We start from the raw sequence: 24,880 nt of genomic DNA on the forward strand, positions 1-24,880 counted from the left end.
GTGGAAAATAGCAACGAAACAACAAGCCGCGGAAAATATCTTTTCGCGGCTTTTTTGGCCCCTTTTATCTGGGGGTTTATGTCTATCCCTGTACGCTGGATACGTGGCTATCCGGCCGAGGATATTCTGTATTTTAGAATAATAACGGCGCTCCTGATCCTCTGGATATACCTGCTGTTGTTTCGAAGGAAAACCATGCAAGCTGATATTCGGAAGTTCCAACTTCTACCTCGGGTGGGCAAGCTTCGCCAGACCTGCCTTACCCTGCTCGCGTCGGCGTTCATCTTTGGAAACTGGTTTACCTATATCTATGCGGTCAACCACATCAGCATTCAGTCTGCGGCATTGGCCTACCTGACCTGCCCCTTGATCACTGCGGCGGGAGCCTACCTCATACTCAAGGAGAAGCTAACGAGCTGGCAAAAAACAGCACTTTTTATTGCTTTTGGCAGCGTTTGCCTTCTTGCAAAAGGTTCGTTACATGATGTCCTCTGGGCTATTACTATTGCCACCTGCTACGCTTTTTATCTGATCGTACAACGGGTATCTACAGGTTTCGATAAACTCAATCAATTGGTGATCCAGCTCAGTATATGTGCATTGTTTGTGATTCCCAAACTGATCTACAATCATCATATAATTCCGGCAGAACCCCTATTTTGGTGCACCATAGTTCTTATCGCATCGCTATTTACGATTATCCCCCTTTTCCTGAGCATGTATGCACTCGTTGGCATTTCATCAACAACGACTGGCGTTCTGCTCTATATTAATCCGCTGATCGCATTTACTTTGGCCGCGACCTATTTCCGAGAACCCGTTTCTCCAATAAAATATATTGCTTACGGAATCATACTTGTTGCAATTATCCTTTTTAATATCAAAAACATCAAGGAGTCAGTATCCACATCGAAGACGCATGCAAAACAATAGATCATTTATTATTTTCAATGAACCCTTAAATCAAGTACACTGTCTGAAATTAAACAGATTACATCTTTCGGATGATGCAAGACAATGCCGCGATCTCTACTTAAAAAAATGACAAAACATATAACAAAATAATTATCAAGGCTTTAAAAGCAAAAAACACCTTATATGTATCATTTTTGTTTCATAAAATTTTTGATTTTTCCTCAACTATAGTAAATTAGATCTTTATTAAGGAAAATCACACCGCTTTTTCTTCCTATAACTAGGTATTGAATAGCATACACACTATTACAAATAATCACTTATTTTGCCCCCCGATTATTCAATATCTTCTCTTCTAACCAAAATGCTAAATGGAATTAGCCCATTTTCATTAAAAATTTCACCGTTATGAAAATATGTATATAAAAAACTGAATATAACACATATACTATATGAATAACAAATTATACTCTACATTAAGGGTGTTAGGTATTGTTCCAACAATGCTTTTTTCAGCATCTTTATTGCACGCGCAAACCAACCAGGTAAAGGGAACGGTTGTAGACGCTAAAACCAAAGCTCCTATTCCAGGTGCCACAATCAAAGTATTGGGCACATCCAACGCAAGTTCTACGGATGGTAAAGGTGCATTTCAGATCAATGTCGACGATAAAAACCGCATACTGAACATCAGTACGGTCGGTTACGAAAATAAAACAGTCACATTGGGCCCTGGAGAAACGACAGTTACGGTGAGTTTGGAAGAACAAACCCAACAACTGGAAAGTGTGGTCGTTACTGCTTTGGGTATTAGCCGTGCACAAAAATCATTAACATACTCTACACAACAGGTCAGTGGTGACGAATTAAACAAAGTTAAAAGCACCAACTTGGCGAATAATTTAAACGGTAAAGTCGCCGGTGTTAACATTGCTTCCAGCTCTTCTGGACCGGGTGGTTCGGCAAAAGTTATTTTGCGTGGTAACAAATCGGCTTCCGGCAACAATCAGGTACTTTATGTTGTCGATGGGGTTCCAATCAATAACCAGACATTGGCAAGTCAGCCAGACAACGTTTTCGGTGGACAGCGCGATGGTGGCGATCCTATTTCATTGATCAACCCAGAAGATATCGAAAACATCTCCGTATTAAAAGGAGCATCTGCGGCGGCATTATATGGTAGCCAAGCAGCCAACGGCGTTATCTTGGTGACAACAAAATCAGGTAAACAAGGCCGCACAACGATCAACTTCTCGTCAAGTGCACAGATCGAACAAGCTGTATCTACACCTAAATTCCAAAACCAATATGGCCAAGGTTCGGGTGGTAAAAACAGTAACACCAGTGTATTTAGCTGGGGCGACAAAACCGATGGCGCCAACTATGATAACGTAGGCGAATTTTTCCGCACAGGTAGCAATTTCACCAATTCATTGACATTGTCCGGAGGTAACGAAAAAAATCAAACGTATTTCTCTTATGCAAATACGCTTGCAAAAGGTATTCTTCCAGAAAATGACCTGATGCGTCACAATTTCAACCTTAAGGAGAGTGCTTCATTTTTTGATAATAAGTTAACCGTTGAAGGTAGTGCCAATTACATTACCCAAAAATTGGATAATGCGCCTACTTCAGGATTTTATTACAACCCATTGGTTGGAACCTACCTATTACCTCGAAGCTTAAATATTGCGGATTATAAAAATTTCGAAACCTTCAACACAGGCCGTAATCTTTATGATCAAAACTGGTTTACTCTTTCGGACGACGAGACTACCCAACAAAATCCTTGGTGGATCATGAACCGTAATTCAACGCGTTCAACACGTAATCGTTTACTCTTGAATGGTAGCGCAAAATACAAGATTGCACCTTGGATCAGCGTACAGGCCCGTGGTAGTGTAGACCGTACCAGCGAAGTATGGGATCGGAAAGCTTATGCCGGCACACAACACATTTTAGCGCGTGAAAATGGGGCTTATAGCTATACAAATACCACGATCACCCAACAATATGGTGATTTAACCGCCAACATGAACTTTAATATTGGCGATAAACTACAGATCACCGGATTGGTTGGTACAAGTATCACCGACTGGAAAACAGAAGGTACAGACTTCAACACCGGTAAAGATGGTTTGAAAGTTCCCAACCAGTTCTTTATCCAAAATACGACAACTCCGGTCACTTCGACACTATCTGCAAACCGAAGACAATTACAATCGGTATTTGCATCGGCTAACTTAGCCTATGACAACTGGATTTATTTGGATTTGACTTCACGTTGGGATTGGTCGAGCACATTGGCCTATACACCGCAAAATCCATACGCTTATCCATCGGTTGGCTTGGGCGTCGTATTGAACGACAAACTTAATCTTCCCGAATTTGTGAATATGGCCAAAATCCGTGGTTCCTATGCAAAAGTCGGAAATGATCTTCCGCCTTATACCACATTGCTTACCAACCGGGTAGATCCTTATGCGGTGCTAACGGTAAATGATATTGCCTTCTTGAAAGAATTAAAGCCAGAGAAAACAGCTTCTTTGGAGATTGGTACAGAATGGCGCATGTGGAATAACCGTTTGAATGTTGACGTTACGTATTACAAAACAAACACCACAAATCAATTTTTCAAAATTGCAGCTGGAAATGCATCCCTCAATAACATGTATGCGGTTAATGCCGGAGACATTCAAAATCAAGGGGTAGAAGCATTGGTATCACTGGATGCGATCAAAAATGACGATTTCAAATGGACGACCAGCCTCAACTTTACGTACAATAAAAACAAAATTGTAAAACTTGCTGACGGTATTTCTGAATTTACATTAACAGGTGAGGGACGTAATAATTTTGCATCCAAATTGCAAGTTGGTGGTTCTTTCGGAGACATCTATGGTCAAGATTTTGTACGTGACGAACAAGGAAGGATTCTTATTTCCGAGGACGGTATTCCACAGAAGAACAACACCTACACCAAACTTGGGAATTCAAACCCCATTTGGCAGATGGGCTGGAACAACAGTTTCAATTATAAAAATTTCAACTTAAGCTTCTTGATCGACGGTAAATTTGACTACCAAGTGATGTCCGTGACACAAGCATTGCTTGACGGTTACGGCGTCTCTAAAGCTAGTGGCGATGCTCGTGCCAATGGAGGTGTTAGTATCAATGGGGTTACACCAAGCGGTAAAGCCGTAACAACAGTGGACGCCGAAAAATGGTACACTTCTACGGCTGGTATGGGCCCTGTTAGCAGCCAATATATTTACGACGGAACGGTGGTGAGATTGCGTGAATTGACTTTCGGTTATGACTTCAATATTAAAGACAGTTTCTTCAAAAAACTTCGCGTAAATGCTGTCGGAAGAAACCTATTCTATATTTCGAAAAAGGCTCCTTTCGATCCTGAAGTAACGATGTCTACAGGTAATTCCTTAAGTGGTGTGGACATCTTTATGATGCCGGCAACGCGTAACTACGGTCTTACACTAAATGCAACTTTCTAAACGGCCAACAATGAAATATCCACCGCTAAAAAATACCTATATCGGTAAACATGGCGAGGGTATTTTATATAGTCTTAAAATACAAACGATTAAAAGATGAAATTTAACATAAAAAACATATCCAAGTTCTCACTCGCTTTTTTAATGCTTGGCGGCACCTTAAGTAGTTGCACCAAGAATTTTGAGGACTATAACAAAAATAACATTGGCGTTACGGATGAGGATTTAAAAGGTGATGGCCAAGATCTTGTCATTTTCTTGCGAAATGCACAGATGTCTATCTACAATTTCTCAGGCGCAGGCGATCCCAACTCTTATCAAGTACAACAGAATCTGAACGCGGATGTATTTTCAGGTTTCTTCATGTCTCCTACGCCTTTTAATAGTGGACAGAACAACCTGAATTATGCCATGGTGAACGGCTGGAATGGAGAACCATTTAAAGTACTCTATCTGAATGTCATCAAATCCATTGAAAAATTAAAAAGCAATGGACTTGCAGAAACCTATCCTGCATTATGGGGTTCGGCTTTGGTGATCAAAGTAGAAGCTGCCAGCCGGGTGACAGATATCTATGGTCCTATCCCATATAGTAAAGTAGGCACCTCCAATACTGTTCCATACGACAAACAATCCGATGTATATGCTGCTTTCTTCAAAGAGCTTGATGAGGCTGTAACAGCATTGAAATCGTACAAAGCAGATAGTCCAATGGCTGCCAAAATTGACCAGATCGATCTTGTATTTCCGAATACAGATAATCAGGTCAGATTTAAAAATTGGTTGAAAATTGCCAATTCATTGCGCCTTCGTTTAGCGATGCGTTTGGTTAAAATCGATGCAACGTTAGCGAAAACACAGGCTGAGAAAGCATTGGATCCGGCAAATGGTGGTGTCTTGGAAAGCAATAGCGAAAACTTCAAGATCACTGTACCTGCAGATGGAACCTACAGCAATCCACTTTGGTTTATTTCCAAAAACTGGGCCGATACCCGCATCAATGCGACGCTTTCGTCTTATATGACAGGATTGAATGACCCGCGTATCTCCAAATACATGGCACCTGTCATTAAAGATGCAACCACAACAGCTTTCGCCGGTAAATACATTGGAATCCGTACGGGTGCTGATGGTATCGAAAAGGATAAATACCAAAAACTATCCGCTTTGAATACCGAAGGTACAACGCCTACTTTCGTAGCGACAACAGCACCGATATTAATGACTGCTGCTGAGGTTTACTTCCTACGTGCCGAAGCGGCATTGAGAGGTTGGAACAATGCTGGCGGAACAGCGCAATCACTTTATGAAAAAGGAGTGGAAACTTCCTTTACGCAATGGGGTGTAACTTCTGGTTTAAGCACTTACCTAAATGATAATACAAGTAAGGCAGCAGCTTACGAGGATCCGTTCAATGCGAAGAATAATGCAGAATCACCAAGTGCTCTTACAATCAAATGGAATGAGGGCGCTACCAACGAAGAAAAATTGGAACGTATTATCACACAAAAATGGTTGGCGATCTTCCCTGAAGGACAAGAGGCTTGGAGTGAATTCCGCCGTACAGGATATCCACGTCTATTCCCAGTTGTTGTCAACAATAGCGGTGGACTGATCGATACTAAAATACAGATCCACCGTTTACCGTTCCCACAAAATGAATACAATACAAATGCAGCCGAAGTACAATCTGCAATCTCCTTGTTGGGCGGACCTGACAACGGCGGTACCAGACTTTGGTGGGATGTAAATAAGGGTAATTTCTAATCGAGAAATGATCCGAAATAAATCTTAAACGGGGCTGTCCAAAACGATTGGACAGCCCTGTTTTTATGCAATTAATATCTATCCTCCAGCTTTAACCAAGTCTCTTCTCTTCTCTTCTCTTCTCTTCTCTTCTCTTCTCTTCTCTTCTCTTCTCTTCTCTTCTCTTCTCTTCTCTTCTCTTCTCTTCTCTTCTCTTCTCACGGCTACTGCGACATACTCCAAGTTCGCTTAACAAAAACTTAATAGAGACCTCCTGTAGCAGAGATCAAAAATTACCCGTTTAGTTAAAAAACCAAGAAGAATATTATGAAAAATCTTTCCATTTTGGGTATGACCACCCTCTTAGCCTGCAGCATGCTATTTGTTGTCTGTAAATCAGAATCACATTTAGAAAACCCCTACAAGGACAAAACAGAAAAGGAACTTGAGTCGCTTTCCAATGAAAAATACAGTAAAATAATTGCCTTCGCCAGCCCCAAAGCATGCAGTGATGCTACAGAATGGGAAATGATAGAAATACGGACAGTATGTGGGACAAGTTATCTTCCCTACCACAAATCCGTTGATAAAACAACCTTGCAGAATATGATCAATGACAACAACAAACTGATGGAAATATACCAGCCTATGATGGCTCCCCGAATAAATTGTATACCTTATCGCAAACCATTGAGCGTGATCTGTAAAGAAGGAAAAGCAGACATTAACTATGAAGAACCTGCTTCAAAATAGTTATACCAAGCCAATAAACGGCTCCACAAAAGCATAAATTTTCGTAATTTAGCCATTCAAGAAGAATGGCTGAATTAAGTTTAATTACCCCCATAGAATACCTCAAAGGTGTAGGTCCACAAAAAGCAGATGTACTCAAAAAAGAGCTACAGGTGTTTACCATTGGCGATCTATTGACACAGTATCCTTTCCGTTATATCGACCGTACGGAGTTTCATAAAATCCGGAAACTTCATCCTGATATGATGGCTGCACAGGTTCTGGGCCGTCTGGTTTCTTTACAGCTCGTGGGCGAGAAGAGAACGAAACGTCTTGTCGGTTCTTTCAAAGATGAAACCGGCTCCATGGAGCTTGTCTGGTTTCAGTCTATTCCATGGCTTCAAAAATCATTGAAAGTTGGTTCGGCCTATATTATTTATGGCAAGCCAAGCGAATTCAATGGTCAGCTATCCATTACCCATCCCGAAATGGATCTGTATAATCCGCAGGTAAAACAGATCGGCAATATGAGTTTACAGCCGGTTTATTCATCAACAGAGAAACTCAAAAAGTTCAATCTGGATACCAAAGGAATCCAACGCTTACAACAGACTGCATTGGAAACCGTATTTCGCACTATAGGCGAATCCCTTCCTCAGGATGTTCTCACTAAACATGGCCTGATATCGCGACAGCAGGCTTTCGCATCCATACATTTTCCAAGCGATCAAAAGGAGCTTAATCAAGCCATCAAACGCATCAAGTTTGAAGAACTATTCTTTATACAACTCAAGCTGCTCAACAACAAACAGCTCAATACTCAGAAGTTTAGAGGCCAGCGCTTCAATAAAGTCGGTGAAAAATTCAACACATTCTTTAATGAGCGCCTTCCGTTCCCGTTGACAGGTGCACAGAAGCGCGTTGTGAAGGAAATCCGTATCGATACCAATACAGGCGCGCAGATGAACCGTCTGGTGCAGGGCGATGTTGGCTCCGGCAAAACAGTTGTTGCCCTCATGAGTATGCTGCTCGCTGTCGACAATGGATTTCAGGCCTGCATGATGGCACCAACAGAAATCCTGGCGACACAGCATTATCATGGACTCAAGCAGCTCGTGGGCGATGACATCGTCAATATCAAGCTACTTACAGGCTCCACAAGCACGAAGGAACGTCGCTTGATCCACCAGGCACTGGAAGATGGCAGCCTGGATATTTTAATTGGCACCCATGCCCTGATCGAGGATAAGGTGCAGTTCAAAAACCTGGGCTTCGTTGTTATTGACGAACAGCATCGCTTTGGCGTAGAACAACGGGCCAAACTTTGGCGGAAGAATGTCATTCCACCGCATATGTTAGTCATGACAGCCACACCTATTCCACGCACACTAGCGATGACCATGTACGGCGACTTGGACATCTCCGTGATAGACGAATTACCTGCTGGGCGTAAACCAATCAAGACTGTTCACTTTTTTGAAAGTTCGCGTTTGCGGATGTTTGGTTTTATGCGCGAGGAGATCGCCAAAGGCAGGCAGGTCTACTTGGTATATCCCCTTATCAAGGAAAGCGAAAAACTGGATCTGATTTATTTAGAAGCAGGCCTTGAGAACTTGCAACGCGAATTTCCACTACCACAATACAAGATCAGTATTGTTCACGGCAAGATGCCCGTAAAAGATAAAGACTTTGAGATGCAACGATTTGTCAAACATGAAACGCAGATTATGGTTGCCACCACCGTTATCGAGGTTGGAGTTAATGTTCCCAATGCCTCGGTCATGGTCATTGAAAATTCCGAACGTTTTGGATTATCCCAGCTGCACCAATTGCGTGGCCGCGTAGGCCGTGGTGCCGAACAGTCTTTCTGTATCCTGATGTCGGGCAATAAGCTGAGCAAAGAAGGACGATTAAGGCTGGATACAATGGTGCGTACCAATGACGGGTTTGAGATTGCGGAAGTCGACCTACAGCTACGTGGTCCGGGCGACATATCAGGCACGCAACAGTCGGGTGTACTTGACCTCAAGATGGCGAACCTAGCGACAGATCAGGCATTGCTTACCGAATGCCGTAACACCGTCATTGCTATCTTCAAAGAAGACCCAACACTACAAAGTGAAAAGAATCATCTGCTGCGAAGCTTCCTGGCAAGAAAATCCGATGGCATTGCCTGGGATAAGATTTCTTAACCGCATGTCATTTTCGAAATAAAAAACGGGGTCAGCAAATCAATCGACAACGTGTTTAAGGGAATAAACAGAGCGCGTTGGAATCTAAAGGCCGCTCTTCAACATAAATAGGATGCGAATTGTTTTTAATTAGCGCTTGAAGACAATTTATCTTTTTTGTAAATAAAACCAAATTTATTTACTTTTGCATCATTATGAACATGATATAGAAAAATATCCCTTCTTTTACTAGGCAAAAGATGGCGACCGAACGCTTACATATTTTGAGTTGCCCTGGTAAGCAAATCACAGGAAATTTATTGGTTAATGGAGAATTATGTCATAATCGGCATCCAAAAACCGGGCTTGCGAGCTCATTGAAAATAATTAAAAAGTGAACGTATAACAAGAGGTAGGCAATAGCATACAGTGTAAAGCTTAATGACCTGCCGACTTCACTTGAAAGACTTAATAGTACAAAATGGCCAGATTTAAAATACACGATACAGCTATAAAACCCGAAACAGCCGTCTTGGTGAGTGTCATCACGCCAAGTGTGACGGAGACAAAAGCAAAGGAATACTTGGAGGAACTTGAATTTCTTGTACAGACTGCCGGTGGCGAGACCAAAGGTATGTTTACACAGAAACTGGGCTTCCCAGATCGCGCTACATTTGTCGGTAGTGGAAAGCTGGAAGAAATAAAAGCATACGTCGAAGCCGAGGAAATCGACATCGTTGTTTTCGACGATGAGCTTTCACCTTCGCAGTTGCGCAACATTGAAAAAGAACTGAAACGCAAGATATTGGACCGCTCCAATCTCATCCTGGACATCTTTGCCCGTCATGCCAAAACAGCACAGGCGAAGACACAGGTGGAATTGGCACAGCTGCAATACCTTTTACCTCGTTTGACCCGTATGTGGACCCACTTGGAACGTCAGCGCGGGGGTATTGGTATGCGCGGTCCGGGTGAGTCACAGATCGAGACCGATAGACGGATCATTCTGGACAAAATTTCCTTGTTCAAAGAACGCCTAAAAGCAATCGACAAGCAAAACGAGACACAACGAAAAAACCGTGGTGAGATGATCCGTGTAGCTTTGGTAGGTTATACCAATGTCGGAAAATCGACGATCATGAATATGATCTCCAAGTCTGATGTATTGATCGAGAATAAACTTTTCGCGACATTAGATACGACAGTACGTAAAGTTGTTATCGACAACCTTCCTTTTTTGCTTTCAGATACCGTTGGTTTTATCCGCAAACTGCCGCATCACTTGGTGGAATGTTTCAAATCCACATTGGATGAAGTTCGGGAAGCCGATGTCCTGATCCACGTGGTCGACATCTCCCATCCGAATTTTGAAGATCATATCCAGGCGGTAAACGAAACATTGAAGGACCTTAAAGCGCTGGACAAACCGGTGATTACGGTATTTAACAAAATTGACCTTTATAAACCAGCCGTCGAAGAAGGACACGATGGCGAGGAGATCGAGGTAACGTTGGATGATTTCCGTAATTCCTGGATGGCAAAAAATTCAGATCCCGCAATCTTTCTGTCAGCAACAAATAAAACGAATATCGAAGAGTTCAAACAAAAACTTTACGATATCATTGTGAAGATGCACAATGAACGTTATCCATACAATAACTTATTGTATTAATTTTGACAAACAATGCTGTGAATGGACCTTATGTCCATTCACAGCTTAAAAAAACACGAAATGAACAAAAAGGTGCAGTTTCAAGATTGGGGTCTTGTCGATTACCAAGAAGCCTGGGACAGACAAGAATCCATCTTTAAGGGAGTATTGGACATTAAGCACGACAATAGGGTCAACGCGACAGCAACCAGTACCCCGAATTACTTGATCTTTACAGCACATCCCCATGTTTATACCTTGGGGAAAAGCGGGCACGAAGAATACTTGCTGTTAGATGAAAAAGGGCTCGAAGAGAAAGAGGCCAAATTCTACAAGATCAACCGGGGTGGCGACATTACCTATCACGGTCCGGGACAGATTGTCGGTTACCCGATCCTGGATCTCGACAACTTCTTTACCGATATACATCTTTATCTGCGTACACTGGAAGAGGCCATCATACTAACCTGTGCTGATTTCGGTATCGAAGCCGGGAGATATCCCGGGTTTACCGGTGTATGGATAGAGCCCGATAAACCGACCGCACGCAAAATCTGTGCGATGGGGGTTCGCGCTTCACGCTGGGTGACCATGCATGGTTTTGCATTCAATGTCAACACAGACCTCGACTATTTTGGCAACATCATTCCTTGCGGTATCGACGATAAGGATGTAACGTCTTTAAAGCGGGAACTTGGCAAAGAAGTCGATATGGAAGACGTGAAAGAAAAATTGAAAGGACATATTGCAAAACTCTTTGAAATGCAAGTAGTCTAATTTAAGATTTCAATAACATCCAAAGGCCCTTTGAAAGCGGAGTTTTAATTCCCCTTCAAAGGGCCTTATTTTTTGAGCATCCCTGTTCATGCTCGTTAATAAAATCCTTGCTAACATCACAAAGGAAGGACATTTCAAACGCTTGGAAGTCTATACTTAACCCCTACACAATTTCGGAGCATTAACAATAATACATGCACTCATAGCTGGCCAGTTTTCCTTCGACAAATTTGAAAATAAATAACCCGGCATCGCCATTTTGAATATAGTACGTATGTGGCGTTGAAATCCAATCTGCCGAAAGCAGTTCACCAAAGTGGTTTACAAAGTCTTTTTCTGCGTAATTGGCATCCATTCGCTCGTTGCCCATGACAATGGTTTCGCCATCACTAAAAAATAGCTTATATATCGAACCGACCACTTTCCCTTTATAGTTTTCTTCGAAAGCTACGATCATATTCGGTGTTTTATAGTAATACCGCGGCTCCCAGCCACATTCGGTCATATCCGGGATTTCGGAAACCCGTTGTAAAGCGAGTTGCTTCATCTGAGCATCCGTAATTTTGCCGTCAGATAACGACACTCCTTTCCATTCGAAATGGAAATTCAGCGCTTTCAGTTTCTTGGCATAAACTTCGGACTGGAGCTCATTTTGGAATTTATTGGCCAAGAGTAATTCAAAGTCTATATCAACTTTGGGATCTACTATTCCCGCTTGAGCATAAGATTCCTTCCAATAAGTAAGGGCCTGTTTTAATTTGGGATACTTGGTCCAACCGATCTCACGCAGGCGGCCAACTGCTGCCAGCTCTTTCTCCTGGTCCTTTCCTTTTATGGCCAGATATTCTCTTAGCACCTTGTCATACGTTAGTTCTGACCCCAAAAATTTCATCTGAATATACTCCGGACTTTCATGAAAGTGGTCTCCGATGTAGACCCATCCATCTGTGTAGAGCGGCACATAATCGATACATACCATTTCATTGAGCCCTGCCCTACGCACAGCGGTACTTGTTGTATTAGGAGCCTTACGCACGCGCAATTGCGACACCTGCACATAGAAATGTGGGCATTGGGCATCTGTTGTTCCGCGATAGAAATATTGTTTTGGCTCGCCGGCAGATCTTTTTCCGAACATTGCACTTTTGAGGGGCTGACGGTCAATATAGCCGATATCCCCATTACTCACCTGCACCTTATACTGTGTATTGGTGGAATCTAGCAGGTAGACAGGAGCCTCGGTCGGAAAAACCCCCAAGAGGTCTTTACTGTTTCCTGCTTCACGGTAAAGGTGCCCCCATGTTGAGGTATACATTGGGCGCTGACCCGCAGCCTGTGCTACTGCCTGATGCACAAAACAAGCTAAAAGCAGACAGCATATAACAAATACTTTTTTCGACATAAAATTAATTCTTTGAATAAAGGACTAGTGGTCGTTCCATTGCGATCAACCGCAGGGAACGAGACATCTATAAATGCAACAGAAACTTTTTCTGGCTGCCGGTCAAACATGCACCGTTACAATAACGAAATTAAAACAAAAAGGAGGCCAATGAAATCACCGGAATCAGGTATTTTTTGGAGAGGAGATTATTTGGTTTCTAAACTACGCGATATGGCTATTTGCGTTGCAATAAACTCACCTGTCCTTCTAATGACTGGATTGTTTTTTCCTGTGCCTTGACTGTTTGCTCTAAGGCATTGACCAGCTGCCTATAAATTCCGAGGCCTTCGGCAGTAGAAGGAGCTGTTTCGGCAGGTGGAGCACTTACCACATTCCTCTCATCCTTCCGCATCATAGTTCCTTCCCCCATGAGTAACCAGGCCGGACTAATGTCGGGATGTTTAGACAGTATAGCAACCATGGCATCGGAGCTGAGTGCAGTATTTTTCTGCCCTCCCTTAAAGTTTGCATAGGAAAGTTGCACATCTTTGAAAAATTCGGTTTTGCTGATCCCTTTGGTTTCAGCAATAAGCAGCACACGTTCCTTTACATTCACCTATAGCTTTTTTTTAAATGTTGGCTGTTTATTTATTTCTTAACGATTTTATTTCCTGCTCTTGAATCGACAATAATCGCTCCAACGAAATAATTGTCTTCTCTTGAGATTTAATTGTGATATTTTGTGACGATATAACCTGTTTTAGTGAACTGACAACGGCATTAGTAACGCCTTCAATTTCATTTGTCAGATAGCCTTCCCGCTCCTCTTCCTGCGTAAGAATAGGCTTTAGCATCTCGCCTTCGCCTTTTAACAACCAATCGGAAGAATATGCAGGATATTTTTCAACAATACTAATTAACCATTTCGCCTGTACATCTGTATTGTTGGTTAAGGCACGTGTAAATACGCCTCTACTGGCTCCAACGGCAGTTTCAAAGGCTGTTACGCTCAGTCCTTCTCTATCTGCAATAACTTTAATTCTCGTTAAAAAAGAACTCATAATCAATAATTATCAATATAAAATTTGTTTAATCGAAAATTAGTGTTTAAATTAGCTTAACTATTGATAATTATAAACACAACATTAACCAAAAAAACTTACAAATGAAACCGATAAGGCTTTAGATCAGGTGCACGGATCGTTATTAGCCCTACGCAGCAGTTTCATCAACTTTAAAACATATAATCTGATGAAAAATACGCAAAAGAAACTAAAAGCGAAACATTTTCGCTATTTAAGCAAGGATATAGTCAAAAATCCAATGATCTATATCAGGGATTTCTATCGCTATGGAACAAATATTATTTACTGGGTGAATCATATTCAGCTTTTTGTCAACGCAGCAACTGTCCCCGAAATGGCAGATCACAATTTTGCTGAAAACGGATATCATTGCAAACAAATGATCAAACAGATTGAAGTGGCTTTTGTAATTTTTCATCAATGTCAACTCTCTATACAAGAAACGCCATTGAATTTCTTTTCGACAAAAGAAGACTACCACAATTATCTATTTAAACTGGAATATACGACCAACGGACATATAGATCCTTCTGACACCATCAGTAAGTTTTTCTCATATCAATCTCTTCAAAAATGGTATGAAACAATGGATGATATCATGCACTATCTAACGGTATCCGACTCAGGTAACTACGAATATTTTGGCGATCAAATTATGGCCATACGAGAATTGCTGATGCGACTCGCATTCGCCCTACATTATATCTATGAAGATGAAGGAATATCCTTAAATGTTCCATGCTATGTAAAAGCTATAAATGATGAACCTCATCAGTCTACCAAAGAGAAAACTAAATTACGGCAAATCATAGAAGAAAGTATTGATAAAAAATATGCTCAAAAAGAAGTGCAGGAAAACAGCAATGATATTGAAGACAGCCAAAACTCACACATATCAGAAATCCCCGTAAGCGAAATAGCAACTTAGAAACAATAAACTAACGCTTTTAAAGCACCAAAGATCAATGAAATCCGCATAATTTATTCAACCAAAATGCAACGAATTCATGAATACAGCTGAAAAATAAACTATGCATGAGTAATTACGAGGGGAATTAATAAATGGCATTAGGCTCGTTGAATATTGCTTAAAACAGCGCTTAATAAAGACCTAGTTTGTGCGTCCACGAAGGTACTCACAAAGTTTCAGCTCAACAGCGCCTCTCTGGTGTAGTATAAATAACTGAATCAAAAAAAACAATTGATAATCAAATAACTTAAGAAGATGAAAAAGAAAAGCAGAAAAATAACATGGAGAGAATTTAGATACCTCCGTAAAGGCCAATTCAATAATCACTTGTTGACCCTCAAAAAATTTTCAGAGGATAAAAAAACTTGCAGTAAAAACTTCTTGCATTTTATCAACATGTGTTTATGCAAAGAGATCCGCTGTAAGGATTTTAACTCAACGCATGCTTATCTAGAACTCGGTAAAGCGATCGATCTTGCTTGGCTGATATTTAACAAATCCGGATTAAGAAGAAAGAATAAAAAATATGTTCTTCCAAACCATAGCGACGAGATTGACTGCTCCTGTAATTATCGTCTAGGAGTATATCCTCCCGATTTTTTAACGAAAATGTTTAGCTACCAAAGTCACAGAGACTGGTATACCGCTATAGACGAACTTCTCTTTTCCTACTTGGACCCAAGTTTTAGTTGCACTTTTTTAAGTTATTCAGAAGATCTCATACCTCTTCAAGAAATACTCTCAGATCTCCCAATTGTTTTGAAAACCATACATCTAAATGAAGGAAAAATAGATAAATAACCACAACACCAAACCAATTTATTATGAACACCGATATTAACCCTATTATCGAAGCAATACTTCGTGCTGTTGCCGTCGATGAAATTTACCAATGGACTTTTGACCACGATGGTAAAAAGTATCAGATGTTACAAGTCAATCTTACGTCAAATGCCGGAATTCGATTTTCCGATGCAAACAGTCTGATAAACAAAACCGTTGGTTCCTATCCCAATGTGTATATCAATGTGAACTTCACCCACGAAATACAACAAAAAATAAATCAAGGTTTAGGCCGAGCCTATCTTATTTGCCAACCTGACAACCGCATTTATCAGAATCCTGTGCAAGATATACCCCTTGTCTTACCAAATAATAAAAGTGACGAAGTCATCGAAAAAACACGGACATATATCGATAAGGAAAAGGGCAAGATTCGATCTTTTATAGATGGCTACAATTTCTATTTCGAGCATAAAAATTATGCGCACGCAGCATTCATGCTACACCAAGCGTTAGAACTTGCATTTCGAACAGCAGAAAATATCCTCGTCGTTGAGGATAAAAAGTCTCATTCGCTAAAAAACCATATAAACTATCTTAAAGCTTTCGACGATCGCCTCAGCACACTAGCTGATAAAAACGAAGACAAACAAGCTTTGGAGAAAATCAACAAGGCTTACATTGACTATCGATATCACTTTGACTATTTTATCGATGAAGATGTTTTAGAAACAGCCTATCAGATTGCTATCAATACATTAAACTGGATCTACGATTATTCCAATCTTTTATTCAAAGAAATTAAGTCAAAACTTAACCCAGTCCCAGCTGCTAACAACGAAGTCGAAAATTGCAAAAATAACAATGAAATATACAAACAAAACTATTGTAACGCCAATTATCGAGACCTCATTTTAAACGCTATAGAGCACTATTGCACTCCTGCGCTGGTAGTATGTTTCGGTTATGATTCTGATCATCACAACTATCAGAATGCGCTCCGAAGGGCAAAAAATGATTGTATCACGCATGCCTACTATATTTTTGTTGCTTATGATATTTTAAGCGCCGAGATCAATAATCTAACGCAGCTCATAACGGATTTGCTCCCCAACAATGTATCGCTTACGCTCGCCCCTGAAAACACCACCACTTTCAGCAAACAGCTTTCAAAAGGTCATCCCTTTTTTCTTTCGCTCCTGAAAGCCGGTGACATCTGGTTTCAGAATCCATCAATAGCAAATATCGATCTGGAAAGCATCGTTGCCCCACAGCTTAATCTGGATTATGTACATCAACAATGGAAGACGCGCTATAATAATGCGCGCACATTATATTTACCCTACGAGGAAGACTGGTCGTCAATAAGCATCGAGGCCTCATATTATATGCTATCGCAAGCGTTGGAGCAGGCTTGTCTCGGGGTAATCAATTCCGTCATCCAATACAAACCGCAACGTGTCAACCTGACTTTTCTAATGACACTCTGCAAATTGATAGTCCCTGATGCCTACGCAACATTCTGCCTTGACCATGAGGAACATTTCGCCGCTTTTAAGAATATTACGGAAGCACAGCAGGAATTTAGATATAATGCAAATTACAAAGGAGATCCACTAACAATCATAGAATTGCAACAACGCACAAAAACATTTATCGAAAAATGCAACAATGAGATGGAAATCTATTTTGAGAAAATTTACAGCCAACAGCTGCTCGAACAAGTTGAATAAAAGAGATTAAAACAGAAGCCTGAGCACCATGATTCAAATGCTATCAAAGACCAATAAACGTTCTAAAATTATCCCTTGATATTACCTGAACATCTGCACTATATGCTTCTACAAAATTTGATGGTATTTTTGCTTTCGCCTTAGGATTCCATTTAAATTCGTAGCCAGTTATTTTACCATCCGCTTCTTCTACGTAATCAATTTCTTGCTGCTGTTTTGTTCGCCAAAAGTACTTATTAACAAAATGCCGGCTATAACTGTTATGTTTTAAGCGTTCACCAAAAGTAATGCTTTTCGGTGAACAAACTCACCAAAAAGCATTACTTTTGGTGAATACACATCCGTAGTTTGGTGGCCCACATTTCGATCAATACGATGATCGCGATCATCGCGATAAATAAAGGAAACAAGCTATGCATACGAGTTCATAATTTATGGATCCAGAGATATCCTTTTCCTAGTGTAAAGATCTCAAATGGAAATTAAAAAAACTCATGGTCATCTTATTTTTTTCTGTACCCTTATTTTAACTGCAGTCTGTACCTAAACAGCATCCTGTACCCTTCTTAAATTAGCAAAAAGATTTATTCTTATGGCGACAACTGCAAATCAACCGTATCTGATCAGACAAGTGGATCTTTCTGATTTAGCGCTTATCAAAGAAATACTCAACAAAAAACAACTGGATACAGACTCGATAGGCATGCCTTTTATGGCACTCGATCAATGTAATCAATTAACAGCTTTTTCGTCCGTAACAATCTGCAAAAAAAATCTGTTATCGATCGAAATTACCTACGAAGCTCCTATTTCGGACACGCTCTCCAAAGTATTCACGGAAAAAGCACAATCCTTCTTCGAGCACCAGTTGATTGACCTATTTGGTTCGGAAGAATTGCTCAGAAAAGGAATCCATCGATATAACAACTGGTTAAATCAAAACAGAAACAGTAAATTAGCATAAGCATGGAGCAGCAACTGTTATATAAGAAAATAGCCAATATTGTTGAGAGCCAGATCAAAAATGGCTCTTTGGTCTATGGAGATCGTTTGCCCTCTGTCCGGAGCGCTCAGAAGCTATACAATGTAAGTTTAAATACAGCAAAAAGCGCCTATATGGAATTAGAGAGTAGATCTCTCATTGAGTCACGACCAAAATCAGGCTATTTCGTTAGTCGGTCGGGGCTTCGTCGGATGGCTATTCCTTCTATTTCCACGTTTAAAATCGACGAAAAGAAACAAGATCCTGCAGCATTGATCGATAAAGTTTTTCACTCCCTGGAAGACAAGGAAATTACACGCTTTTCACTGGGTTTACCCAGCGCATCATTACTTCCGATTCAGAAACTCAATAGATGCATTATAGAGTCGGTTCATGAACTGCATGATTACGGTGATCAATACGGACAGGTACAGGGAAGTCCAAGCTTGCGGAAAGAAATTGCCAAATGGTCATTGGTACTTGAAGGAAAAATAAGTGACGAGGATCTTATTATCACATCGGGTGCCATGAATGCGATCTACAGCTGCCTTCGGGCTGTCACTAAACCCGGCGACACCATCGCGGTGGAAAGCCCCCTTTATTTTGGTTTTATTCAGGCCTTTCAACTACTGGGACTCAGAACCATCGAGATTCCGACCCATCCTATTACGGGAATTGAATTAGATGCCCTGAAAAAAGTTATTCATAAAATTGATGTCTGTTGCTTCGTTACCAACTTTAGCAATCCACTGGGCGCGCTCATGCCCGATGAGCATAAAAAGGAGCTGGTCAAACTGCTCGCCCATCACCATATCCCATTGATTGAAGACGATCTGTATGGAAACATCTATTTCGGTTCGTCACGGCCCAAGCCATGCAAATATTTTGATGAAGAGGGACTGGTGATGTGGTGTGGATCATTTACCAAAGTATTGGCGCCAAGTTTTCGGCTCGGATGGGTTGAGCCCGGGCAATACAAGGATAAAATCCTAAAACAAAAACTCATACAGACGATTTCGCAGCCTGCAATTTATCAAGAGGCGGTTTCCAAATTCTTACAGATCGGCAGGTACGACCATCACCTCAATAGCTTCAGAAAAAAACTGTACAGCAATTATATCAATTTCAGAAACAGCATTGAGGCCCATTTTCCGGAAAACACAAAAATGTCACAGCCTGAGGGTGGGTTTGTACTTTGGCTAGAGATGGACCCTAAAATAGACTCGACCCTGCTCTACGATTATGCCCTTAGGCAAAAGTTGAGTTTTGCTCCAGGAAGGATGTTTACGCAGCATGATCAGTTTAAGAACTGTATTCGGCTCAACTATGCCGTGGACTGGAACGAAAAGACTGCACAGGATCTGATGCGCCTTGGGCGATTTTTCAAAGCTGTACGCTAAGAAAGCCATACTCCAAGTAAATCAATCCCAGTCTATTTCATCAACATCATCGGCCTGAACGAAAGGAGGAATATCATTGGGACCTTCTTTGGAAAAATTACCACTTTTCCATCAAGGATCAACATGGCATCAAAGATTTTTCCCAAGCCTTACCCTATAAACGTTCCAAGGGCACCTTGTGAGCGCCCTTGGAATTAAAAAACGAAGTGTACTTACTTCGCAGAGAGAAAAGAATCTTTGTTAACGAATAGTCTCAAAGAATTTTTTAGTCTTGTTATAGGCGATTATACCGATGATACCGATCATAAGCCATAAAAAGTCTACCACAAAAATATCACGCTGTCCATTGCGAAATGTATCCCAGATCCAGTTACCAGTTATAAAACCATTGACTAGTGGAATAAAAAATGCCAATATGCTTCCAACCAGCAATGTTTCGCGATTGGTGCGTCGAATGCTTCTCCGTATAATATAATACAGTGAAAGTACAAGCCAACTATAGAAATACACACGGTAAATAAAATCCTGATTAACCTCTGGGCTCAATTTAATGGCAATAAAAGTCAATGCTGTGACAGGCAGCATCGTCAGACATATTGCCGTGAAGATATTGGCCGCCCAGAAATTGAATTTTCGCTTTCGTGGAATTACGTTGTTTTTGTCACGTGCTACCAGCCAGATTAATATACCAGAGATAATGACTAAACAGCCCATAACACCTAAAATAAAGTATACCATCTTAAGCGGATAACCGCCATAATCTCCATAATGCAGGCGATATAAAAGGCTGCGGACACCATCGGCATAAGTAGCTTCACTGATCGGGGATTTTTCGGCAACCACCTTATTGTCGGCCGCTCTCACAGACAATATACCCGATCCAGCAAAGCTCTTATTAAACTGCGGCTCCAGCTCCATGACAACATGCATATTGGAATCTGCATAGTTTTTGATCGTAATGCGCTGAAAATCGGATTCAGGCCATTTATATTTTGCCAGATCCAAAAATGGAGCGATCTTAATGTCTGCTTTTAAAGGTTTGTAGGTATAAGGAAAATCGGTCTCGGCACTAACCCCCATCTCCTGATACATTTTTTGTTGATCACCATCATACAACAACTTACTCAGCGGCAAAGCCAGGACAGAATTAATGATCAAAAACGTACCTGTTACCGCAAAGATAAATTGAAACGGAAAACCAATAACACCCAATGCCGTATGCATGTCGGTCCATACCGTTTTCCATTTACTGAAGGGTCGGAACACGAAGAAATTTGAGACGATCTTGTCCCAATGCAACAATAATCCTGTAATAAGAGCAAATAGGAAAATAAAAGCGGTAATTCCAGCAATAAGATAACCAAAGGGGGCTATACCTACGCGAATTGGCACCTGATTGAGCTGAGCCATGAAGTGTAAGCGAAACAGAAATTCGCCCATATCGTAATTCTGCGTATAATCACCTGACTTCTTATTTGCAAAATTATAGGTAAAGTTCTTTGAATCATCATCGCCACCTCTTCTGCGGCCCTTCTGTTTTGCTGCTTTCTGTTCAGGCGTTACCTTTGCTAGATTTTCTTTGTTGAGGATGCTATCGTTAGATGCACTCAAGCCCACATAGGCTGAGGTCCCTTCCCGGTGCATATAAAAAGTGATATCGCGTCCATGCAAATTTGTTTGTCCTTGGAGTGAATCGAGCAAACGATCAAAGTTTTGATGATCTTCGCGATAGGTCTTATAGGATGTATTATTCTGCCAGGCAGCAATTTCATCCCTAAAAAATGCAAATGATCCCGCAAAAAATATTACATACAGGATGGCGCAAATAATAATGCCACTAATGGTATGCGTATTGAAATAGATATTATAATTTCGGTTATTCATGGCCAATTACATGTTGAAAAAATAAGGCAGCGAAAAAACTGCAGCCAAGAGTAAATATAGTCCCCATATTTTCCATCCGTTCTTTGCAAGGAAGGCCAACAAGAGCAGTACTGCCCATAGGAGATAGCCCGTGAAGCAAGCCGTGACAACAACATCCTTTTTCTCAAAAACATGTGTGACCAAGACGTGGAAAGAGATCATGACAACATAACCACCGATAAATCCGGCTGTAATTTTCAAGAAGCGCTGAAAGGGCGTACTGAGGTATTTTTTATTAGCAGGCATATTTTATCGGTTAGGAAATCAATAATTCAACACAAAGGCTAAATACATACAATCCCACAATTGGGTATAATTTGATATAGCGATAAGGATTCAATAGGACAACAAGACACATCATGCACATGAAATAGGCGAAAAATGCAAAAAAGCCCGCGCCAAATCCTTGCATATAGAGAACAGTGCCAAATGGAAAGAGTAGTAGTAATATACTCAAAGTGCGCACAAACTTAGTTTGTGCGCACAGTTTTTCCAGCCATTGTGGCCTAGGGCCAAATTTCACCTTTTTGCTCGTGTTGTAAAAAAGGTATGCTCCAAAGAGTATAACGACTAGTAGTGTACTATACATCGATTCTATAATTTATCTATATCGGGCCGTTAAAATTTATAGGTAATTCCCATACGGAAATTACGTCTAGCTTCTACGATATAGGAATAATAATCCACACCTCCTAACTTCTGAACAGCTGCACTCGCTTTGGAGATCGATCCAGCAGTTAACAATTTCCGATTGTCCAAAACATTATTGATCACAACAGAGATGTTATACTTTCCTTTTTGAAAACTAATACCCGCGTCCGTACGTAAATAATTCTTAAAATTACTCTCTTTCGTTGTTCCTACGGCACGGTCAAACATCCCTTGAACACTCCCCATAAAGCCAAGCCCACGAGCCTTTCCATCCTGAATACGATAAGAAACAAATGCGTTAGCAGTATGTTTTGCAGTATTAGGCGTGATATTACCTATATTTTCTTCTTTCGTATCTTTTGAGATCTTAGAATCTGTCAATGCATAATTTGCATTAACATTCAAGCCCCTAATTATTTCACCAGTGACATCGAATTCGATACCTTTACTTCTAGTCTCTCCCAATTGGGTCTGGAAAGATACACCGTTAACGACATGGCTAGGATCGGGGTCAGCTACCAGCGCATTTTTACGTGCAATGGTATATGCACTTAATGTGGATATCCATTTTCCACCCATCCACTCCTTCTTAATTCCGGCTTCCAAATCATTTCCACGGATCGGTTTGAACGTATTTCCTTCCCAATCCGTACCAGCGACAGGAACAAACGATTGATCAAATAATCCATACACACTCATGGACTTGTCGATAGAATAACTCAACCCTACCCGCGGAGTAAATGCTTTATCAGTTCTGTCTGCGGCTGCCGTTTTACCTATCGTCTCGTTAATTGTATATCGTAAGCCAAGAGACAAACGCAATTTCTCGTCCAAGAATGCCAACTCATCATGTGCATAGAATGACATGTAGTTTGTCGAAGTCACATAGTTGCTTCCTCCTGCACGCACCTTTACACTCTGTGAACGATCCAATGTAGGGAATACACTTCCTGGGATACCATATTTAGGATCATAGACATTAAGCGGAGCCGAAGGAATAGAATCTAAGATTGTTCTAAAATCACCCCAAAATTTCTTATTACCATAATCTGCCCCCACTAAAATTCTATGACGAACGCTTCCAGTATATTCTTCCCCATTTAAAGAAATCTGACCGAAACTATTTTCGCCATGCTCATCACCGATACTATAATAACGTGGCATATCGCCATTGGCTTTCATATAATTCAACCAGGTACTCGTCGCTTGCATATCAAAATTAAAATAAGCCATCTGAGCATGCAATTTCCAGTTTTCATTCAGCCTGTGGTCCAAGTAGATATAAGCACTATGGTCTCTTAGCTTACCAGGTTCCATGGAAGGATCTGCATAGAAGAAATCATTGGCAATACCTGGATCGGCAAAACCTTTTGGTGAAAAAGTATAATTACCATTTGCCAGGTACGAAGATCCTTGGTAGGTATATTCAAATGTTAAACTCGTCAAAGAATCCACTTTGTAGGTCACAACCGGTGCTATGACAAGCCGGTTACTGTAATTATATTTTGTAAAAAAGTCTTTTTGTTGGCCAGCCACATTCAAACGATAGAGTAGCTTTCCATCTTTCCGCAATTTACCATCTAAATCAAGAGCAGCACGATACGTACTAAAACTACCTGTATTCAGCGTCACAGATCCCTTGGTATTTCCTGTCGGTTTTTTAGTTACGACATTATAAAACCCGCCAGGTTCACCGTTTGCAAGCATAAAACCCGCAGGCCCCTTTACAAACTCGATCCGCTCGATCATACTCGCATCTTCGGCTGTAGGTCCCCAAGAAGCTTCGATATTCATCCCGTTACGGAATGCTGGGATCTTAGAGCCACGCATACGTATATTGGCATATTGGTTGTCCCAATGGCCTTGACGTGTAGCCCCGCTAATATTACGCGTAATACCATCCACAATATCAAAAACTTGCTGATCGGCCATTAAATCAGCAGAAATAACCTGTATATTTTGAGGTAACTCTAAGATTGGTGTTTTAAGACGTAACGATCCGGAGATACTGTCAAACTTATAATGCTCATAGTATTTACCATAAACCGCAACTTCGTCGATGGCCTGCGATTGGTCTTTTACGATGATGGGCCCAAGGTTTGTCACCTCATCTTTTGCATTCACCTCCATTGTATGCTTACTATAACCAATCGCTTTAATCTCGATATGATAAGTTTTGGATGAAAGCTTATGAAAAGCGAAATGCCCCTCATTATCGGTACTGGTGGTCGTACCCGTATTGGTTAATTTTACTGTCGCCCCTGTGATCGGTTCAGATTTTTCATTGATAAGAATTCCCTCAATTATTTTGTTCGTCTGTGCCTGTGCAACAGAGAAAACCGAACTAATCATAGGAATAGCCAGAAAGGATAAAGTTTTATTCATGAATGTAGTGTGGTAGATGTTTTTTATAGTAGATATTCTTTTTTTGCAAGGATCCATTGGTGTTTCCATCGTTTCAGATG

Annotated in this window: 21 protein-coding genes; 12 read left to right on the forward strand and 9 right to left on the reverse strand. The window is 40.9% G+C overall.

Annotation, left to right across the window (positions count from 1 at the left end; all coding sequences use genetic code 11):
• The 3 genes from CBM24_RS25640 (at window position 1) to CBM24_RS25650 (ending at window position 6,194) form a co-directional block, all read left to right on the forward strand.
• A complete protein-coding gene (locus tag CBM24_RS25640; protein ID WP_232475636.1) occupies window positions 1–933 on the forward strand; it encodes an EamA family transporter in 933 nt (310 codons plus the stop codon).
• A gap of 434 nt (window positions 934–1,367) precedes the next feature.
• Entirely contained in the window at window positions 1,368–4,427 is a 3,060-nt protein-coding gene (locus CBM24_RS25645) for a SusC/RagA family TonB-linked outer membrane protein (RefSeq protein ID WP_088163227.1), read from the forward strand.
• Window positions 4,428–4,523: 96 nt separating this feature from the next.
• Entirely contained in the window at window positions 4,524–6,194 is a 1,671-nt protein-coding gene (locus CBM24_RS25650) for a RagB/SusD family nutrient uptake outer membrane protein (protein ID WP_088163228.1), read from the forward strand.
• A 78-nt stretch (window positions 6,195–6,272) separates the two neighbouring features.
• Here CBM24_RS25650 and CBM24_RS27970 read toward each other — a convergent pair whose 3' ends face one another.
• The gene (locus tag CBM24_RS27970) at window positions 6,273–6,395 is read right to left on the reverse strand and encodes a hypothetical protein (RefSeq protein WP_262507978.1); all 123 of its coding nucleotides are present in this window, start codon (window positions 6,393–6,395) and stop codon (window positions 6,273–6,275) included.
• Window positions 6,396–6,500: 105 nt separating this feature from the next.
• On the opposite strand from CBM24_RS27970, the gene CBM24_RS25655 reads away from it, so the two are divergent.
• The 4 genes from CBM24_RS25655 (at window position 6,501) to lipB (ending at window position 11,504) form a co-directional block, all read left to right on the forward strand.
• Complete coding sequence (locus tag CBM24_RS25655; RefSeq protein ID WP_088163229.1) at window positions 6,501–6,926, forward strand: hypothetical protein; 426 nt, start codon at window positions 6,501–6,503, stop codon at window positions 6,924–6,926.
• A gap of 65 nt (window positions 6,927–6,991) precedes the next feature.
• Window positions 6,992–9,097, forward strand: a complete 2,106-nt coding sequence (gene recG, locus CBM24_RS25660; protein WP_088163230.1) for an ATP-dependent DNA helicase RecG — start codon at window positions 6,992–6,994, stop codon at window positions 9,095–9,097.
• A gap of 460 nt (window positions 9,098–9,557) precedes the next feature.
• Window positions 9,558–10,748, forward strand: coding sequence for a GTPase HflX (gene hflX / locus CBM24_RS25665; protein WP_075994499.1), 1,191 nt, complete (start codon window positions 9,558–9,560; stop codon window positions 10,746–10,748).
• A 60-nt stretch (window positions 10,749–10,808) separates the two neighbouring features.
• Window positions 10,809–11,504, forward strand: a complete 696-nt coding sequence (gene lipB, locus CBM24_RS25670; RefSeq protein ID WP_088163807.1) for a lipoyl(octanoyl) transferase LipB — start codon at window positions 10,809–10,811, stop codon at window positions 11,502–11,504.
• A 181-nt stretch (window positions 11,505–11,685) separates the two neighbouring features.
• On the opposite strand, the gene CBM24_RS25675 is transcribed toward lipB, so the two are convergent.
• The 3 genes from CBM24_RS25675 to CBM24_RS25685 all read right to left on the reverse strand — a co-directional run bounded on the left by CBM24_RS25675 (window position 11,686) and on the right by CBM24_RS25685 (window position 13,949).
• Window positions 11,686–12,906, reverse strand: coding sequence for a hypothetical protein (locus CBM24_RS25675; protein WP_088163231.1), 1,221 nt, complete (start codon window positions 12,904–12,906; stop codon window positions 11,686–11,688).
• 217 nt (window positions 12,907–13,123) lie between these two features.
• Window positions 13,124–13,504 (reverse strand): hypothetical protein, encoded by a 381-nt coding sequence (locus tag CBM24_RS25680; protein ID WP_075994501.1) that lies wholly within the window; start codon window positions 13,502–13,504, stop codon window positions 13,124–13,126.
• Window positions 13,505–13,532: 28 nt separating this feature from the next.
• Entirely contained in the window at window positions 13,533–13,949 is a 417-nt protein-coding gene (locus CBM24_RS25685) for a hypothetical protein (RefSeq protein ID WP_088163232.1), read from the reverse strand.
• A gap of 190 nt (window positions 13,950–14,139) precedes the next feature.
• On the opposite strand from CBM24_RS25685, the gene CBM24_RS25690 reads away from it, so the two are divergent.
• From CBM24_RS25690 to CBM24_RS25700, 3 genes are all read left to right on the forward strand, one after another.
• Entirely contained in the window at window positions 14,140–14,901 is a 762-nt protein-coding gene (locus CBM24_RS25690; RefSeq protein WP_088163233.1) for a hypothetical protein, read from the forward strand.
• A gap of 297 nt (window positions 14,902–15,198) precedes the next feature.
• Window positions 15,199–15,744 carry a hypothetical protein gene (locus tag CBM24_RS25695; protein WP_088163234.1) on the forward strand — a complete coding sequence of 182 codons (546 nt, stop codon included), beginning with the start codon at window positions 15,199–15,201 and terminating at the stop codon, window positions 15,742–15,744.
• Window positions 15,745–15,767: 23 nt separating this feature from the next.
• A complete protein-coding gene (locus tag CBM24_RS25700; RefSeq protein ID WP_088163235.1) occupies window positions 15,768–17,459 on the forward strand; it encodes a HEPN domain-containing protein in 1,692 nt (563 codons plus the stop codon).
• Window positions 17,460–17,502: 43 nt separating this feature from the next.
• Here CBM24_RS25700 and CBM24_RS28175 read toward each other — a convergent pair whose 3' ends face one another.
• On the reverse strand, window positions 17,503–17,748 hold the full coding sequence (locus tag CBM24_RS28175) for a DUF4143 domain-containing protein (protein WP_088163809.1): 246 nt from the start codon (window positions 17,746–17,748) through the stop codon (window positions 17,503–17,505).
• 303 nt (window positions 17,749–18,051) lie between these two features.
• Here CBM24_RS28175 and CBM24_RS25710 point away from each other — a divergent pair, with 303 nt between their 5' ends.
• Window positions 18,052–18,423, forward strand: a complete 372-nt coding sequence (locus tag CBM24_RS25710; protein WP_088163236.1) for a hypothetical protein — start codon at window positions 18,052–18,054, stop codon at window positions 18,421–18,423.
• A 2-nt stretch (window positions 18,424–18,425) separates the two neighbouring features.
• The gene (locus CBM24_RS25715) at window positions 18,426–19,841 is read left to right on the forward strand and encodes a PLP-dependent aminotransferase family protein (RefSeq protein ID WP_088163237.1); all 1,416 of its coding nucleotides are present in this window, start codon (window positions 18,426–18,428) and stop codon (window positions 19,839–19,841) included.
• A gap of 240 nt (window positions 19,842–20,081) precedes the next feature.
• Here the strand turns inward: CBM24_RS25715 and CBM24_RS25720 are convergent, their stop codons facing one another.
• Genes CBM24_RS25720 through CBM24_RS25735 form a run of 4 tightly spaced genes read right to left on the reverse strand, consistent with a single transcriptional unit; the run spans window position 20,082 to window position 24,800 of the window.
• The gene (locus CBM24_RS25720; protein ID WP_088163238.1) at window positions 20,082–21,725 is read right to left on the reverse strand and encodes a PepSY-associated TM helix domain-containing protein; all 1,644 of its coding nucleotides are present in this window, start codon (window positions 21,723–21,725) and stop codon (window positions 20,082–20,084) included.
• A 6-nt stretch (window positions 21,726–21,731) separates the two neighbouring features.
• Window positions 21,732–22,010, reverse strand: coding sequence for a hypothetical protein (locus tag CBM24_RS25725; RefSeq protein ID WP_088163239.1), 279 nt, complete (start codon window positions 22,008–22,010; stop codon window positions 21,732–21,734).
• A 10-nt stretch (window positions 22,011–22,020) separates the two neighbouring features.
• Entirely contained in the window at window positions 22,021–22,353 is a 333-nt protein-coding gene (locus tag CBM24_RS25730; RefSeq protein ID WP_088163240.1) for a hypothetical protein, read from the reverse strand.
• Between the two features lie 29 nt (window positions 22,354–22,382).
• The gene (locus tag CBM24_RS25735; protein ID WP_088163241.1) at window positions 22,383–24,800 is read right to left on the reverse strand and encodes a TonB-dependent siderophore receptor; all 2,418 of its coding nucleotides are present in this window, start codon (window positions 24,798–24,800) and stop codon (window positions 22,383–22,385) included.
• Between the last annotated feature and the right edge of the window lie 80 nt (window positions 24,801–24,880).

Origin of the sequence: Sphingobacterium sp. G1-14 (genome assembly GCF_002196555.1) — a bacterium.
GTDB lineage: Bacteria > Bacteroidota > Bacteroidia > Sphingobacteriales > Sphingobacteriaceae > Sphingobacterium > Sphingobacterium siyangense.

Excerpts from the sequence above, each read along its gene's own strand:
- CBM24_RS25685 (WP_088163232.1), bottom strand. The coding sequence starts at position 13,949 with ATGAGTTCTTTTTTAACGAGAATTAAAGTTATTGCAGATAGAGAAGGA.
- CBM24_RS25650 (WP_088163228.1), top strand. The coding sequence starts at position 4,524 with ATGAAATTTAACATAAAAAACATATCCAAGTTCTCACTCGCTTTTTTA.
- lipB (WP_088163807.1), top strand. The coding sequence starts at position 10,809 with ATGAACAAAAAGGTGCAGTTTCAAGATTGGGGTCTTGTCGATTACCAA.
- recG (WP_088163230.1), top strand. The coding sequence starts at position 6,992 with ATGGCTGAATTAAGTTTAATTACCCCCATAGAATACCTCAAAGGTGTA.
- CBM24_RS25695 (WP_088163234.1), top strand. The coding sequence starts at position 15,199 with ATGAAAAAGAAAAGCAGAAAAATAACATGGAGAGAATTTAGATACCTC.
- CBM24_RS25675 (WP_088163231.1), bottom strand. The coding sequence starts at position 12,906 with ATGTCGAAAAAAGTATTTGTTATATGCTGTCTGCTTTTAGCTTGTTTT.
- CBM24_RS25700 (WP_088163235.1), top strand. The coding sequence starts at position 15,768 with ATGAACACCGATATTAACCCTATTATCGAAGCAATACTTCGTGCTGTT.
- CBM24_RS25655 (WP_088163229.1), top strand. The coding sequence starts at position 6,501 with ATGAAAAATCTTTCCATTTTGGGTATGACCACCCTCTTAGCCTGCAGC.
- CBM24_RS25730 (WP_088163240.1), bottom strand. The coding sequence starts at position 22,353 with ATGTATAGTACACTACTAGTCGTTATACTCTTTGGAGCATACCTTTTT.
- CBM24_RS25725 (WP_088163239.1), bottom strand. The coding sequence starts at position 22,010 with ATGCCTGCTAATAAAAAATACCTCAGTACGCCCTTTCAGCGCTTCTTG.
- CBM24_RS25715 (WP_088163237.1), top strand. The coding sequence starts at position 18,426 with ATGGAGCAGCAACTGTTATATAAGAAAATAGCCAATATTGTTGAGAGC.
- CBM24_RS25645 (WP_088163227.1), top strand. The coding sequence starts at position 1,368 with ATGAATAACAAATTATACTCTACATTAAGGGTGTTAGGTATTGTTCCA.
- hflX (WP_075994499.1), top strand. The coding sequence starts at position 9,558 with ATGGCCAGATTTAAAATACACGATACAGCTATAAAACCCGAAACAGCC.
- CBM24_RS25690 (WP_088163233.1), top strand. The coding sequence starts at position 14,140 with ATGAAAAATACGCAAAAGAAACTAAAAGCGAAACATTTTCGCTATTTA.
- CBM24_RS25720 (WP_088163238.1), bottom strand. The coding sequence starts at position 21,725 with ATGAATAACCGAAATTATAATATCTATTTCAATACGCATACCATTAGT.
- CBM24_RS25735 (WP_088163241.1), bottom strand. The coding sequence starts at position 24,800 with ATGAATAAAACTTTATCCTTTCTGGCTATTCCTATGATTAGTTCGGTT.
- CBM24_RS25710 (WP_088163236.1), top strand. The coding sequence starts at position 18,052 with ATGGCGACAACTGCAAATCAACCGTATCTGATCAGACAAGTGGATCTT.